The 14530-nt window shown below is 63.8% G+C and carries 14 protein-coding genes; 10 read left to right on the top strand and 4 right to left on the bottom strand.

The genetic code is table 11. From position 1 onward, the window contains the following. The first annotated feature begins 305 nt into the window (after positions 1-305). From BLQ92_RS40960 to BLQ92_RS33270, 4 genes are all read left to right on the top strand, one after another. On the top strand, positions 306-1742 hold the full coding sequence (locus BLQ92_RS40960; protein WP_244106223.1) for a M23 family metallopeptidase: 1437 nt from the start codon (positions 306-308) through the stop codon (positions 1740-1742). Between the two features lie 80 nt (positions 1743-1822). Next, positions 1823-2197 (top strand): DUF2946 domain-containing protein, encoded by a 375-nt coding sequence (locus BLQ92_RS33280; RefSeq protein ID WP_090692929.1) that lies wholly within the window; start codon positions 1823-1825, stop codon positions 2195-2197. A gap of 171 nt (positions 2198-2368) precedes the next feature. Continuing rightward, on the top strand, positions 2369-2839 hold the full coding sequence (locus tag BLQ92_RS33275; RefSeq protein ID WP_425194925.1) for a copper chaperone PCu(A)C: 471 nt from the start codon (positions 2369-2371) through the stop codon (positions 2837-2839). A 346-nt stretch (positions 2840-3185) separates the two neighbouring features. Further along, on the top strand, positions 3186-4595 hold the full coding sequence (locus BLQ92_RS33270; protein WP_090692921.1) for a DUF2252 domain-containing protein: 1410 nt from the start codon (positions 3186-3188) through the stop codon (positions 4593-4595). A 38-nt stretch (positions 4596-4633) separates the two neighbouring features. On the opposite strand, the gene BLQ92_RS33265 is transcribed toward BLQ92_RS33270, so the two are convergent. Genes BLQ92_RS33265 through BLQ92_RS33250 form a run of 4 tightly spaced genes read right to left on the bottom strand, consistent with a single transcriptional unit; the run spans position 4634 to position 8798 of the window. Then, complete coding sequence (locus BLQ92_RS33265; protein WP_244106224.1) at positions 4634-5440, bottom strand: energy transducer TonB; 807 nt, start codon at positions 5438-5440, stop codon at positions 4634-4636. Further along, positions 5403-5801 carry an ExbD/TolR family protein gene (locus BLQ92_RS33260; RefSeq protein ID WP_090692917.1) on the bottom strand — a complete coding sequence of 133 codons (399 nt, stop codon included), beginning with the start codon at positions 5799-5801 and terminating at the stop codon, positions 5403-5405. Before BLQ92_RS33260 ends, BLQ92_RS33265 begins: the two co-directional genes overlap by 38 nt. Next, a complete protein-coding gene (locus tag BLQ92_RS33255) occupies positions 5798-6403 on the bottom strand; it encodes a MotA/TolQ/ExbB proton channel family protein (protein WP_090692913.1) in 606 nt (201 codons plus the stop codon). The genes BLQ92_RS33260 and BLQ92_RS33255 overlap by 4 nt, the downstream gene beginning before the upstream one ends. 43 nt (positions 6404-6446) lie before the next feature. Continuing rightward, complete coding sequence (locus tag BLQ92_RS33250) at positions 6447-8798, bottom strand: TonB-dependent receptor (protein ID WP_090692909.1); 2352 nt, start codon at positions 8796-8798, stop codon at positions 6447-6449. A 358-nt stretch (positions 8799-9156) separates the two neighbouring features. Here BLQ92_RS33250 and BLQ92_RS33245 point away from each other — a divergent pair, with 358 nt between their 5' ends. From BLQ92_RS33245 to BLQ92_RS33220, 6 genes are all read left to right on the top strand, one after another. Then, positions 9157-11127 (top strand): APC family permease, encoded by a 1971-nt coding sequence (locus tag BLQ92_RS33245; RefSeq protein ID WP_090692904.1) that lies wholly within the window; start codon positions 9157-9159, stop codon positions 11125-11127. 109 nt (positions 11128-11236) lie between these two features. Next, positions 11237-11995 carry an SDR family oxidoreductase gene (locus tag BLQ92_RS33240; protein ID WP_090692901.1) on the top strand — a complete coding sequence of 253 codons (759 nt, stop codon included), beginning with the start codon at positions 11237-11239 and terminating at the stop codon, positions 11993-11995. 116 nt (positions 11996-12111) lie between these two features. After that, positions 12112-12321 carry an oxidoreductase-like domain-containing protein gene (locus BLQ92_RS33235; RefSeq protein ID WP_244106225.1) on the top strand — a complete coding sequence of 70 codons (210 nt, stop codon included), beginning with the start codon at positions 12112-12114 and terminating at the stop codon, positions 12319-12321. Further along, entirely contained in the window at positions 12318-13175 is an 858-nt protein-coding gene (locus BLQ92_RS33230; RefSeq protein ID WP_090692896.1) for an NAD-dependent protein deacetylase, read from the top strand. The genes BLQ92_RS33235 and BLQ92_RS33230 overlap by 4 nt, the downstream gene beginning before the upstream one ends. 56 nt (positions 13176-13231) lie before the next feature. Beyond that, positions 13232-13837, top strand: a complete 606-nt coding sequence (locus BLQ92_RS33225; RefSeq protein ID WP_090692892.1) for a pyridoxamine 5'-phosphate oxidase family protein — start codon at positions 13232-13234, stop codon at positions 13835-13837. Beyond that, on the top strand, positions 13838-14473 hold the full coding sequence (locus BLQ92_RS33220; RefSeq protein WP_090692888.1) for a DUF938 domain-containing protein: 636 nt from the start codon (positions 13838-13840) through the stop codon (positions 14471-14473). It abuts the gene before it with no gap. The last annotated feature ends 57 nt before the right edge of the window (positions 14474-14530 follow it).

Genomic DNA, 14530 nt, shown 5'->3' with positions numbered 1-14530 from the left:
CCGTCGCCCCGGGCTGCGACGCTCGGTCGCGCAGACAGGGCCGTGGTTATCTCACAAAATGGGGCTCACGCGGCGGTGCAACGAGCCGCGTTGGCAGCCGGGAGTAGGTCGGATAAGTCAGGACTAGTCCTATTTTTTAGAGCTGCCGCTGTCAGTAGACTCTTGCTTCCTGTTGCCGGGCTGTGCAGTCCGATGTCCCAGATCCCCTAAAAGGGACCTGCCATCTGTTCCGTACGGCTGCCAAGTGTCGTTGCACTGTCGCTCATGCCCGCAGCCTTCTGTTTCGACTGCGAGATTTCTACGTAATGTGGCTGTATCTACGTAACATCCTCGCGCCCGAGCAGGTCTATTCCACTGATACGAGCCCGCGGGCTCAACTCAAACGCAAGTCCCCGATGGGTGTTGCCGCCAGTGCGGCATTGCTGGGCAGCGCGATGGTCGCGCTGGGCACGCCTGTGGCGTCGGGGGCCGTCTCGAAGACGCTCAGCCGGGCGGCAGCGCCCGGTACGAGCCGAATCGCAGTGGAAGGGCCCAAGCCGGGCGCGCAATCCCAGGTGCCGGGCGGCGCAAACCGGCTGCCTGGCGTGAATCTGCCCATCTCATCCGTGATGCAAATTGCATCCGATGGCTTGCATGCACTGCCTTTCCTTCGCAACGATCTGCACGCCCGCCCCCCGGTCGTGCTGTCGCTCAATGAATCGGTGCTGGTGACGCTGTGCCAGCTCAGCCCCTCCGCGTGCGTACCGCCTGCGCCTCCTGCCAGCACGCGTGAATGGGCCGGACGGGTTGTCGTCGGTACCAGCAAGACGCTTAGCCTTGTCAACGGTGCTGGGCCGCTTGTGACCAATGGCGCTCATCCCACGCTCTCAGGCGCCGCTCCATTGGACATGCCGCGGGCAGACGTGGGCACCTACGCGGGGGAGATCAAGGGTGGTTTGCACGCGGCATGGACGCCGGTGGGTTTGCCGGTGGATCTGGCCGCGCAACTCGGCCGCATCTTCGCCGGGCGTCTGGACGCGACGAAACCGGCTCAAGCTGGCGACTACTACCGTATCGTCTATGAACGGGCCGCAGGCAAGCGCGCAGGCGCCTCCAGCGCACGCGTGACGGCGGTCGAGCTGCGCCTCGCGGGCCGGACTTACCAGGCCGTCTGGTTCGTCGCGCCAGGCAGAACGGCTGGCGACTACTACTCGTTCGACGGCCAGCGTCTGCTCGCCGAGCCGTTCGCCATGCCATTGAATTACGTGCGCGTGAGTTCGCCGTTCGGGTATCGCATTCATCCGGTGACCGGAGAGCGTCTTCTGCATACCGGCGTGGACCTCACTGCGGCGCCCGGTACGCCGGTCGTTGCCGCCTCAGCGGGTACGGTGCAGTTCGTCGGTAACGACAGTGGCTATGGCAAGCATGTCGTACTGCGTCACCCGAAGGGCTATACGTCCTATTACGCGCATCTCTCGGCCTTCGCCAAGGGGTTGAGAGTGGGCGCGCAAGTCAGTCAGGGACAACCGTTGGGCGCCGTCGGCCAGACCGGTGTCGCGACCGGCCCGCATCTGCACTTCGAGGTTCGCCTGAACAATCAGCCTACCGATCCACTCAAGCTGACGAGCCGTTCAAGCGCAGTGCCGTTGGCGGGTCGCCGACGCGCCGCCTTCGATCAACTGGCAAGCGTCGCACGTGAGCGGCTCGCCGCATTGCCGGGCGATCTTCGTACCGCCACGATCGCGCCGTTTCCTGCGCATTGATTTTTCTCAGCCCGGGCACGCGGCCCGGCACGGCGACGCGTGGCATAATCCACCGGCTTTCATTTTCCAGCTTCCGCCGCATGTTGCGTCGCCATCTCCAGAAGATCGGCAGTATCCTCGGATTGCTCGCAATCCTGATGGCGACGCTCGCGCCCACGGTATCGCAGGCGCTAAGCTCGCATGAGCGGCTCGACACGGCGCTTGCCGAGCGCTGTACGGCGGCGCAGGATGTTACGGACGTCGAACGAAGCGCGCCGCATCCGCTCGTGTTCCATTGGCAGGCTTGTGGTTATTGCGGCCTGCTTGCCCATTTCCCCGTCGTGCCTCCGGCCGGCATCGTGTTCGTCACGCAGGCGGTGTTTGCGCATGCCGTCACTGTGCACGCGAGCGCCAATACGCGATCGATTTCCCTCGTCACTTCGGCGCAGCCTCGCGCGCCGCCTGCCGTTCTCTGATTTTTCCCAATCTGTAGTGTTGCCGGTTTCGCTGGCCGCATTGGCGTTGTCTCGACGACGTCAACGCGCCATGGCGGCTTCCGTCACGCGAACCCGGCGAGCCAATACGCCGGCCTGGGACACTGTGTCCTGGCTGGCATGCATGACGCGTTTTAACTAGAGGAGTGAATGATGAAAGCAGGCAAGTTGATTCAATGGAGCGTCGGCGTGGCCGTGGCGTGTCTAGCGTGGAATGCTCAGGCAGCCGAATCCCAGGCCGCCGGCGTGCAGGTCGAGCAGTGCTGGGTCCGGGCGATGCCGGCTTCGGTGCCATCCGCCGGCTATTTCACGCTGCGCAACAATGGCGATAAGCCCGTCACTTTGAGCGAGGTCGCGACGCCCGCCTTCGGCATGGCGATGATGCATCGCAGCGAGAGCAATGGCAGCATGGCGAAGATGGAGATGGTGTCGTCGGTGCCAGTTCCGGCGCACGGTTCGGTCAGCTTCGCCCCGTCGGGCTATCACGTGATGCTCGAAGAGCCGGCAAAGCCGTTGAAGATCGGCGCCACGCTGCCGCTTACGCTGAGCTTCGCGGACGGTTCGAGCGTGAGTGCGAACTGCGCGATTAAATCGCCGGCGACGCTGGGGCAGCCGGCGCAGTGACGGCTCGCGAGGATGACGCGGCCCGATGACACGGGCATGACAGCACCGGCCACACCGGTCTGCTATTTTCGCGCGGTGAAGTAGCCGGCCGTGCGGGAGAAGGGGCGGGAGCGCAGTAGCGGCTCCCGCCCCTTCTGCTATCTGGCGCGAATGCACTTGCGCCGGCGTTCTTCACAGGATTTAATACGGGCACGCGATGGCGCTTGCCAGCGTGGCAGTTAGGCGGTCTTCGAAGATAAAACGAACAGTGCGATCCGGCGCGCCTGCACTCAGGGCGAGTCGGCACGGTACCGGCATGGGTGCAGGCCCATGCCGGCTACGGCGAGTCACCATAACGGAGAAGAGCATGAAAGCCAGCAGCATCGCGGAACGGGAGGCCATTGGCCGGGCGGCGCGCGAGCATTCCAAACGTTCGAGCCATCGCACGCTCGGCGATATCCACCGCAACCCGATCGATTTGCTCAAGCAAAGCAGCGAGGGGCGGGTGCAGAAGCTGGTGCCGTTGCGCTACGGCCGCATGGCTGTGTCGCCTTTCACGTTCTTTCGCGGCAGCGCGATCATTCAGGCGCACGACCTGAGCCGGATTCCCGACACCGGGATCGTCATGCCGATTTGTGGCGACGGTCATCTGATGAACTTTGGCGGGTTCGCCACGCCTGAACGCCAACTGGTGTTCGACCTGAACGACTTCGACGAAGTCGCGCTGGGGCCGTTCGAATGGGATATCAAGCGCTTGACCGCGAGTCTGGTGGTGGCCGCGCGGCATATGCGCCTGAGCCGCGGCTTCGCTGCCGATCTGGTGATGACGGCGGTGAACGAATACCGCGATCGCATGACGCAGTATGCGCAATGCGGGGCGCTCGAACTCTGGTACGACCGCATTACCTTCGACCGCATGGCGGAAACCGCATTGACACCGGAGCGTCGCCGCACGGTCAAGCGCGGCATGGAAAAGGCCGCTGGGCGTACCCAGGAAAGCATGCTCGACAAAATGTGCGAGCACGATGGCGATCACCTCATGATCCGTGACGCGCCCCCCGGCCTCTTTCACGTACACGGTGCGAACACGATGTTCGAAGCCGAAGACGACTGGTTTACGCTCGGCGACTGGCGCAAGCTGATCGGGCCGATGTACGGCGAATATCTGAAAACGCTCAGCCACGACCGGCGCGAACTGCTCAGCCATTTCTCGCAGCAGGATCTGGTGTTCAAGGTAGTGGGGGTCGGCAGCGTGGGCACGCGCTGTCTGGTGCTCCTGAACACCGACCACATGGGCAAGCCGCTCTTCCTGCAGATCAAGGAAGCACGCCAGTCGGTTATCGAACAGTATTTCAAGGGGCCGTCTTTGCAGCACGACGGCGAGCGTGTCGTGCGCGGGCAGCGGGTACTGCAGGCGGCCAGCGATATTTTCCTCGGCTGGGCGACCGGGCCTTCGGGCCGCCATTTCTATTTCCGGCAACTGCGGGATATGAAACTCTCGGCCAATATCGAGCTGTTCGACAACGATCTGCTCGAAGGTTACGCGAAACTCTGCGGCTGGGTCATGGCGCGCGCGCATGCCAAGGCGAGCGGCAAAGCCATTGAGATCAGCGCCTATATCGGCAGGGGAGATCAGTTTGCCGAAGCGCTGACCGAGTATGCGTTCGTCTGCGCGGATCAGGTCGAGAAAGACTACGATGCGTTCATGAAGGCCTGCCGTAGCGGAGAACTCGAGGCGCGCAGCGACGAAGATATGGCGGCTGATTTCAGTATGTAGTCCTTGTCATATCGTTCCGAACGGTTGCGCGTAGCCGGTCAGCTCACGGAGAAGTGCACCCGCACATCCTGATCGCTTTCTACCGGATGGCCGTTTTCCATCGCTGGAAAGAAGCGCCAGCGATGCAGCGTCTCCAGCAGAATCTGGTTGAGCCGCGGATTTTGCGTGGGCTTAACCAGTTCGACGTCGAACGTTCCGTCGGGATGCACCTTGAAATGCGCGATCGCCGTCACCTGATAGCCTTGTTCGCGTAGGTCGTCGGGCAGCACGGGCACCGGTTGCGAGAGAAGGCGCGCCTGGGTGCTGCCGGAGGGCGGGGACGGCGCAGTGGAGTTCACGCTGCCCGACGATGCCGATGTGGCTGAGGCAGCCTGCGCGACGGAGACGGCGGCGGGCGCTTGCGCTTGCGTCGAAGACGTCACGGGTTGATCGCGAGCGACAGGCTCAGGCATCGGCGCACGGGCTTCTTCGTGCGGTTGCGGAGCAGGGGCACGCAGCGGCGCGGCCGCATGCGCGAGCTGCGCTTCGCGCGGCATGAGTTTCACGGTGGCCGGCGTCGCTGCATGCGTGGCCGGCATGATGGGCGAGGGCGGCGCAGCAGGCCGCAGAACAGGCGACGGCACCAGTGGCGCTAGTTCGACGAGTTGCATCTCCATCGGCTTCGGCACCTGCGGCGCTGGTTCGCGGTTCGTGAGCCAGCCCACGGAACGCGCCAGCAGCGCGAGACACAGCACGGCAGCCAGCGCGAGCGCGAGCGTGAACCTGATGCGCTCCCGGTCGGCGAGCGACAACAGCCGTTGCAAGCCGCTACTCACGATGCACGGCGACGAGGAAGTGTTCGGCACCTGCCTGGCGTGCCGCCAGCATGGCCTGCACGACGACGCCATGCGAGGCGTGATCGTCCGCTGCTACCACCACATTGGCACCGGGGCGTAGCAGGCGAGCGATGGTCGGTGTCACCTGATCGAGCCGCACCGCCTGTTGATTGACGAACACCTGATTCGCCTGGTTCACCGAGAGCGTCAGCGGTTTATCTTGCGACATCTGCTGCGCGTGCCCGTTCGGCAAATTGATCCGCACGGCGTCGAGGCGCTGCATGGCGAGCGAAGTCAGCATGAAGGTCGCCAGCAGAAAGAACATTACATCGATCATCGGAATGATCTCAATGCGGCCGCGCTTCGAGCGGCGTGAGCGCCGCAGTTTCATGATGGCCGTCCGCCCTGTTCGCTGGCAAGGCGCAGGTCGCTGAGCGCTTCGTTGGCGAACGATTCGAGTTCATCCATCAAGCGGTCGATGCGGCGCGAAAAGAAGTTGAATGCAAACAGCGCGACCAGAGCGATCACCAGACCGATTGCGGTGGCGATCAGCGCCTGCGCCACGCCGCCGGTGACGCCGGATGGATTCACGAGGCCATCGCCGCCGATCAGCTTGAACGAATGCATCATGCCGACAATCGTGCCGAGCAGGCCCAGGAGCGGCGCTGCCGTCACGATGGTTTCGAGCAGCCACAGGCCGCGGCTCATGTCGCGCTCGATCTGCGTCGCGGTGGCTTCGACCCGCGTTTCGATGCGCCAGAGCGGCGCACGCGAGTCGTCGAGCAGGCGGCCGATACGGCTGAACGCATGCTGCTGCGGCAAGCGGCCGGGAAACTGGGCGCTATCCGTTGTCCCCGGCATGCGAGCAAACCTCCAGAACGCATAGGCGCGATCGAGCGTGATGGCGAGCGCGATGACCGCCAGCACGGTGAGCGGATAGATCACCCAGCCGCCGACACGGGCTGCGTCGGCGAGATTGGTCCAGTCGTTCATGGTCAGACTCCTTCGTGTTGCTTTCCCGGCAGCAGCAGCGCGCTCAGAAGCGCTTGGTGATGCCGGCGTAAATGGCGCGCTGCGGGCCGTATTGCGGCGCTTCGACGCCGATTCCCGAACCGTCGCGCAGTTCGTACACGCTGTTGACCGCGTTGATCAGCACGAGGCGCGCGTCGAATTTGCCGACGACCGGTTCGTTGAAATGCTCGATCACGGCCAGATTGAGCTGCCCATACCACGGCAGCTTGTCGGTATTGGCAAAGCCGCTACGCAAGCCGCTGCCGACCATCGCATCCGCCGTGAAGGTGGTCTGGCCCAGATCGTAGGCCGCGCCGAGCGAAGCGGTCACGCGCTGGTCGTGATCGAGGAACACCCAGTTGCTGGCGATATACGAGAGCTCGGCGGCGCTGAAGTTGAACTGCGCCGAATCGACGTTCTTGCCCTGGGCGCGGCTATACGCGAGATTCAGATAAGCGGAAAGGTTGCCCTGTTTGTAGTTGGTGGTGAATTCGAGCCCATACACGCGGCCGTATTGATAATTGAACGGCGTATAGATCAGCGCGGTGCCGAACTGGCCTTCGTCAAGCAGGTTCGAGGCGATCTTGTAGTACGCGTCCAGGCCGACGGTCAGCGCGGGCGTCAGGCGCTGCGTGATGCCGATGTCGAAATAGTGGCTGCGCTCGGGTTGCACCGGGCTGTCCTGGGTCACCTGGCTCGCGTTGGTGGTGCCGTTAAAGCGCGTGACGGTCGACGCTGAGACCAGTTCGAAGTCAGGCGGTGTGAAGTAGCGCGCGTAACCGGCGTGCAATGTGGTGGCGTTGGTCGGCTGGAACACGAGGCCGATGCGCGGACTCAACTGGCTTGCGTGCACGTACTCGTCCATGCCGTCGTAACGCAGGCCGTAGTTCAAGGTCAGCTTGCTACTGAGCTTCCATTCGTCCTGCAGGTAAGCGCTATACAGGTAGCCTGTGCTGGCGCCCGAATCGTTGATGTTGAACGGAACATCCGAAAGCTGGTTGCCGTTGGCGTCGGCCGGGAACACCGCGACGCTGTCGTTGAAGACGGCGTGCTCCTGCTCGACCCACAGCCCGCCGCGCAGTGTGTGCGCATCGTTGAGGCGGTAGGTCGTATCGGCCTGCACGCCTTGCGCCTGGTTGCTGCGGAAGTCGTTCGAGGCCACTCCGTTGAACATCAGATCGCCGATCGCGTCGGGATTGAACTGGGTGCGCGTATAGCGCGTGAACAGGGAGACCTGATAGTCGAGCGCGCCGCCGTTGGTGCCCTGCAAGGCCAGCACGCCGAAGTTGTTCAGCTCCGATTGCGTCTCGTTGAGATTGGCGGAATTGAACGTCGTCTGCCCGGCTAGCGCGTAATTGGTCGGCAGACTCGGGGTATTCGGCAGTTCGAACTGGTTGGCTGCGGTGCCCACCATCAACGTCACGCGGGTCAGCGGATTGATGATGTACGACAGGTAGCCGAAGCCGTTGCCCTGGCGCGTATGGTCGTGCAGCGGACTGCCGTCCGAGGTCGGCGCTTCGATGCCGAGGTTGTTCACGCCGAGTGTGCCGGTGAAGAAGTAGCTGAGCGCGCCTTGCGAGCCATAAACGTCGGCGCTGCTTTGCAGCGTCTGGTGGCTGCCGCCGTACACATCGACCGAGCCGCCGTTGCCGAGGTCGCCCGACTTGGTAGTGATGTCGACAATGCCCGCCGTTTTATAGCCATATTGCGCCGGCAGCGCGCCGGTAATCAGGTTGACCTGATCGATGATGTGCGTATCGAGCGATTGCCCGAAGCCGCTGATCGGCTCGGGAATGATGATGCCGTTGATGCGGTATTGCAGGTCGGCGTGGTCGCCGCGCACGTGGAGCTGTCCATAGGAATCGTTGGCCACGCCCGGTGCCTGCAGCAGCACCTGGTTGATCGGCGTGTTGCCGCCTTGCGGCAGCGCCTGGATGTCCGCTTGCGTGAAGCGGTAGACGCTTGCGCCGACCTCCGGCTGCAGGCCGTTGCGGGCCACATTGAGGCGCTGTGCCTGAACGTTGACGTCCATCGCAGTGCCTTTCTCGAGCGCTACCTTCAGCGGGGCAGGCGTGCTGTCGCCGACCGTGGCGATGCTGGTATTGGCGCCGAAGCCCGTTGCGCCGATGGTGACCGCATAGGTACCCGGCTGGACGCCGGGCAGCACGAAGCTGCCGTCGTGACGGGTGTGGGTTTGCGCAAGCGTATGGCCGTCGGCATCCTGGATCGAGACGGCTGCGTTTTCCACCGCATGGCCCTGGGTATCGGTCACGGTGCCGCCGATCGGCGCACCCGCCGGGGCGGCGAGGACATGCAGGGAAATCGTCTGCGCAAACAGCAGCAACGCAGCACGCGAGATGAGTGTGTGATGTTTCATGTTCTTGTTGTGCGGGTGGGAGATCCTCTTGCCGCGCCTGACTGTGGTCCACCCTGTCAGAGGTCAGTCCGGTGCGTTAATTTCGAGATGTTATAACATAACAAATTGTTTCCGCAATGACGGATTCGCGTTCGTCTGGTGAAGCCGCGCACGCAGCGAAAAGTCTGAACAAGCTTTGGATGGTGAATTGAAATCAAGTTGAAAGGCTGGGCAGGTCAACGCAATGCGATCGCAAGTTTCGGCGCGAGGCAGAGTGCCTTTTTAAGCGTTTGGGGTAACGCCGACTGGCAGATGGCCGATAACTGCCCTACATTTCGAGTGCGAAGAACACCGACGACACCTCTCGCGTGGAGACGCCATGACAGCAGTGAACAAGGTGTGGCAGTTACTCTTCGGCAAGCCCCTCGATCCGCTCGATCCCCGCACTCGCCATGCCATTGCGGTCACGCCGATACTCGCTTGGGTGGGACTCGGGGCCGATGGTTTGTCTTCGTCGTGCTACGGGCCGGAAGAGGCGTTTCTCGCGCTCGGCCAGCACACCCAGCTCGCGCTCTTCCTGGCGATCGCCACCGCCGCGACGGTGTTCGTTATTGCGCTGGGCTACAACCAGGTGATCGAGCTATTCCCGACCGGCGGCGGTGGCTACCGGGTCGCGACAGCGCTGCTAGGTCCTCGTCCCGGACTGGTGTCCGGTGCGGCGCTGCTGGTCGACTATGTGCTGACGGTGGCGACGTCGCTTGCGAGCGGCGTCGATGCGTTCTTCAGCCTGTTGCCGGTCGGCGCCCAGGAGTTCAAGCTGGCGACCGAACTGATCCTGATCGTGCTCATGACCGGGCTCAACTTTCGCGGCATGCGGGAATCGATCATGGTCCTGCTGCCGATCTTCATGGGCTTCGTGGTGCTGCATCTGGGGCTGATCGTTTACGGCGTGGCCGTGCACGGCAGCAATCTGGCCGCCGTCGTGCCCAACGCCGTTGGCGAAGCGCACAGCATGTCGCATTCGCTCGGGCCACTGGTGGTCGCCGCGCTGCTGATGCGTGCGTTCTCGCTGGGCGGCGGGACCTATACCGGTCTCGAGGCGGTGTCGAACAACGTCAACATGCTGGCCGAGCCGCGCGTGCCGGCCGGCAAGACCACGATGTTCTACATGGCTTCGTCGCTGGCGTTCACGGCGGGCGGCATCATCCTGCTCTACATGCTGTGGCACGCGAAGCCGGTTGAAGGACAGACGCTCAACGCCGTGGTGTTCGGCAGCGTGATCGACCATCTCGGTCTCGGCTCGGCGTTTGCGCGTCACGCGTTGCTGGCCGCCGTGCTCGCCTTCGAAGCGGGCCTGCTGCTGGTGGGTGCGCAAACCGGCTTTCTCGACGGTCCGGCGGTGTTGTCGAACATGGCCGCCGACTCCTGGGTGCCGCGTCATTTCCGCGACCTGTCGACGCGCCTCGTGCGGCAGAACGGCATCGTCGTGATGGGTGTCTCCAGCCTCGCCATCCTGATGTGGACGCGCGGCAACGTGGATATCCTCGTGGTGCTGTACAGCATCAACGTGTTTTTGACATTTAGCATGTCGTTGCTGGGTTTGTGCACCTACTGGTGGAAACATCGCCACGAGCAGGGCTGGGTGCGGCACTTTGTGCTGTCCGCGATCGGGCTGACAGTGACCAGCGCGGTGCTCGTGATTACCTTGATCGAGAAATTCACGGAAGGCGGCTGGCTGACTGTACTAGTGACTAGCGCAGTGATCGCGCTGTGCTTTCTTATCAAGCGCCACTACAGCGATACGCGTGCACAACTCGCCAAGGAGGATGCGCTGTTTGCAGGCACACCGCCGGCGCAGACGGAGGATGCGGCGCTGCTCAAGCCCGATCCGTCGCAGCCTACCGCGATCCTGCTGGTGGGCAAGCACCGGGGCGCCAGCATGCATGCGCTGCTGTGGGTCAACCGGCTGTTTCCCGGCCACTTCAAGAGCATCATCTTTCTCGCAGTGGGTGAAGTGGACGCGAAGAGCTACGAGGGCGAAGAAAACCTGCAGCGCTTGCAGCAGACCATCGGTGCATCGCTTGCCTACTACGTCGGCTTTTGCCGCCAGCATGGCATTGCCGCCGATTCCCGGATCGCCTTCGGCACGCACCCTGTGATCGAGTTTATGAAGCTTGCCGACGCAACCATGGACGAGTATCCGAACAGCGTTTGCTTTGCCAGCAAGCTGATCTTCAAACGGGTCAACTTCCTGACGGCCTGGCTGCATAACCAGACGCCTGTCGAAATTCAGACCCGTCTGCATCAGCAGGGCAGGCAGATGGTGTTGTTGCCGATGAACGTGGGCTGAGCGTCCGGTGAGCGCTTCCCGGACCCGAGCCGGCAGGCGAGCTTCGCTGCCGTCAAAGCGCAGACGTGGTACGTTGCAAGCCTGCTACTGATCTGCGAGGAGACACGTTGTGACGGCAATCGACAAAATCGCGCTAGTGACCGGCGCGGGGAGCGGCATCGGCCTCGCGACGGCGCGCAAGCTGCTCGCGCATGGCTATAGCGTGGTGCTGGCAGGGCGCCGTCAGGCGCCGCTCGATGCGCTCGCCGACGAGGCGCGGCAACGCGGTGAGGACGCGCTCGCCGTGGCCTGCGACGTGAGCGACGCGGCGAGCGTCGCCGCTTTGTTCGATGCAATACGCAAGCGCTACGGCCGTCTCGACGTGCTGTTCAACAATGCCGGTCGCAGTGCGCCGCCGGTCGAGATCGACGAGCTCAGCGTCGAAGACTGGCGCGCGGTGGTCGATACCAATCTGACCGGGGTGTTTCTCTGCACCCGCGCGGCCTTCGGGATGATGAAAACGCAGACGCCGCGCGGCGGCCGCATCATCAACAACGGCTCGATCTCGGCGCATGCGCCGCGGCCCAACAGCATTGCTTATACATCGACCAAGCACGCCATCACCGGGCTGACCAAATCGGTGTCGCTCGATGGCCGCCCTTACGATATCTGCTGCGGCCAGATCGACATCGGCAACGCCGCCACCGAACTGGCCGCGCGGATGGCGCAGGGCGTGAAGCAGGCCCACGGCGAGATCGCGATCGAGCCGCTGATGGATGTCGAACTGGTCGCGGACGCCGTGTTGCATATGGTGGATCTGCCGTTGTCGGCGAACGTGCAGTTCATGACCATCATGGCGAGCAAGATGCCGTTCGTCGGGCGCGGGTGAGGGCTGGGCTGACGCGGGTGGGGTAGGGGCCACGAAACGCTGTCGCCGCTGCCCGCACTGCACGCTGGGGACTGGATCAACTTATACTGACTGCTCCATATCACCCGGATATAGCCGTGCCTCCAGCCTCGCCGAAGGACAAACTGCGCAACCGGCCGCAGAACAACCCGCTCGACGATCCACCTCCGGTTCAACCCGTGCGCCCCGGCCTCGACGATTGCTGTCATAGCGGCTGCAGCCCTTGCATCTTCGATTTGTACGAGGACGCTCTTGAACGCTATGAAGCCGCGCTGGCTGAGTGGCAGGCACGCCATCCCCGCCCATGACCGACCTCCAGCCCGCCCTCGTTGAAACGCCCGCAGTCGACGCGCTGCATGACTTCGTGCAGCGCCATCCGCGTCTGTTCGTGCTGTCCGGCGCAGGCATCAGCACCGATTCCGGCATTCCCGGCTATCGCGACGACAACGGCGAGTGGAAGCGCTCGCCGCCGATCACCTTGCAGGAGTTCCTCGGCTCGCTGGCGTCGCGCCAACGCTATTGGGCGCGCAGCATGATCGGCTGGCCGGTGGTGGCGCAGGCTCAGCCGAACGGCGCGCATCGGGCGCTGGCGCGGCTCGAGGCCGCCCGGCATGTGCCGACGCTGGTGACGCAGAACGTCGACGGTCTGCATCAACGTGCCGGCAGCGGCAACGTGATCGAGCTGCACGGCAGTATCGGCGCCGTGACCTGCCTCGATTGCGGCACCCGGCATGCCCGTGCAACGATCCAGCAGAGCCTCGAAGCCGCCAACCCCGCGTTGCTCGAGGTGGCCGCCGAACCGGCCGCCGATGGCGACGCGCACCTCGAATGGCACGATCTCGGCGGCTTCCGCATTCCGGCGTGTCCGGCGTGCGGTGGTTTGCTGAAGCCGTCGGTGGTGTTCTTTGGCGAGAACGTGCCGCGTACGACCGTCGATGACGCCACACACGCGCTCGAGGCGGCGGATGCGATGCTGGTGGTCGGTTCGTCGCTGATGGTGTATTCGGGCTATCGCTTCTGCGTGTGGGCGCAAAAGATGGGCAAGCCGGTTGCCGCGATCAATCTTGGCCGTACCCGCGCCGATCCGTTGCTGGCGCTGAAAGTGGCCGCGCCGTGCGCCGAGACTCTGAGCGCGCTCGCAGCGCGTCTTGCCCTCGGCTGAGGTGCGCGCCGCACGCGGCCCTCACCCTAATAACTCCGATCGACATAAGAACCCCTATGCTGACCACCATCGAACAACTCGAGACGCTGTACGGCACGCCGCACGAACGCTCGTTGCGTAAGGAAATTCCCTGCATCAACGAGGACTACCGTGCGTTTATCGAGTTCGCGCCCTTCGTCGTGCTAGCCACTGCAGGGCCGGAAGGGCTCGACTGCTCGCCGCGTGGCGACGCGCCGGGTTTCGTGCGCATCATCGACGAGCGCACCCTGGCGATTCCGGACCGGGTGGGCAACAACCGGCTCGACAGTCTGCGCAACATCATCGTCCAGCCCCACCTCGGGCTGCTCTTCGTGGTGCCGGGGGTGGGCGAAACGCTGCGGGTCAATGGCCGCGGTCGCATTTCCGATGATGCGGCCCTGCTCGAAAGCTTCGCCGTCGACGGCAAGCTGCCGCGCACGGTGCTGCTGGTCGACGTCGATACGGTGTATTTCCACTGCTCGAAAGCGCTGGCTCGCTCCAAACTGTGGGATCCTGCGCGCCACGTAGAACGCTCGCGCCTGCCGAGCGCCGGCGCGATCCACAAGCGCCTGAACGGCGAAACCTTCGATGCCGCCGCGTACGATATCGAGTTGGTCGAACGAATGCGCACGAGCCTCTACTAAATGACGAACCCCGCTTATCCCTCGAACCCCGCTAATTCCGCGATGCGCCAGCATGCCCCCGCCACCGAACGCAATCGCGAGCCGATTCTCGCAGTGCTGCGGCGTGTGCTGCCGGCTCGTGGCCTGGTGCTGGAAATCGCCAGCGGCACTGGCCAGCATGTCACGCACTTCGCGGCGGCGCTGCCTGAACTCGTCTGGCAGCCGAGCGACCCCGACGCCGAGGCGCGCGCCTCGATTGCCGCATGGACGGCCCACGCCGGTCTCGCCAATGTGCTTGCGCCGCTCGAACTGAACGTCGAGCGCACCCCGTGGGGCGTCGACGCGGCGCAGGCGCTTGTCTGCATCAACATGATTCATATCTCGCCGTGGAGCGCCACGCAGGCGTTATTCGCCGGCGCGGACCGTCTGCTCGGCAGCGGAGGTGTACTGTATCTGTACGGGCCGTACCGGCGTCACGGCGCCCACACGGCGCCGAGCAACGAGGCCTTCGACCAGCAGTTGCGCAGCCGCAATCCCGCCTGGGGCGTGCGCGATATGGAAACCGTGGTGGCGCTGGGCGAGGCGCATGGCTTGATGTGCGGCGAGCCGATCGAGATGCCCGCTAACAATTTCAGTCTGGTGCTGACGAAACGCTAGCGCACGCAGCGGGTCTCAAGAGGGATTCGCACGCCGCCCGGGTTGGCGGCAGGAGCG

This window comes from Paraburkholderia phenazinium, assembly GCF_900100735.1.
GTDB classification, from domain to species: Bacteria; Pseudomonadota; Gammaproteobacteria; order Burkholderiales; family Burkholderiaceae; genus Paraburkholderia; species Paraburkholderia phenazinia.
This window is presented reverse-complemented; position numbering and strand designations above follow the sequence as displayed.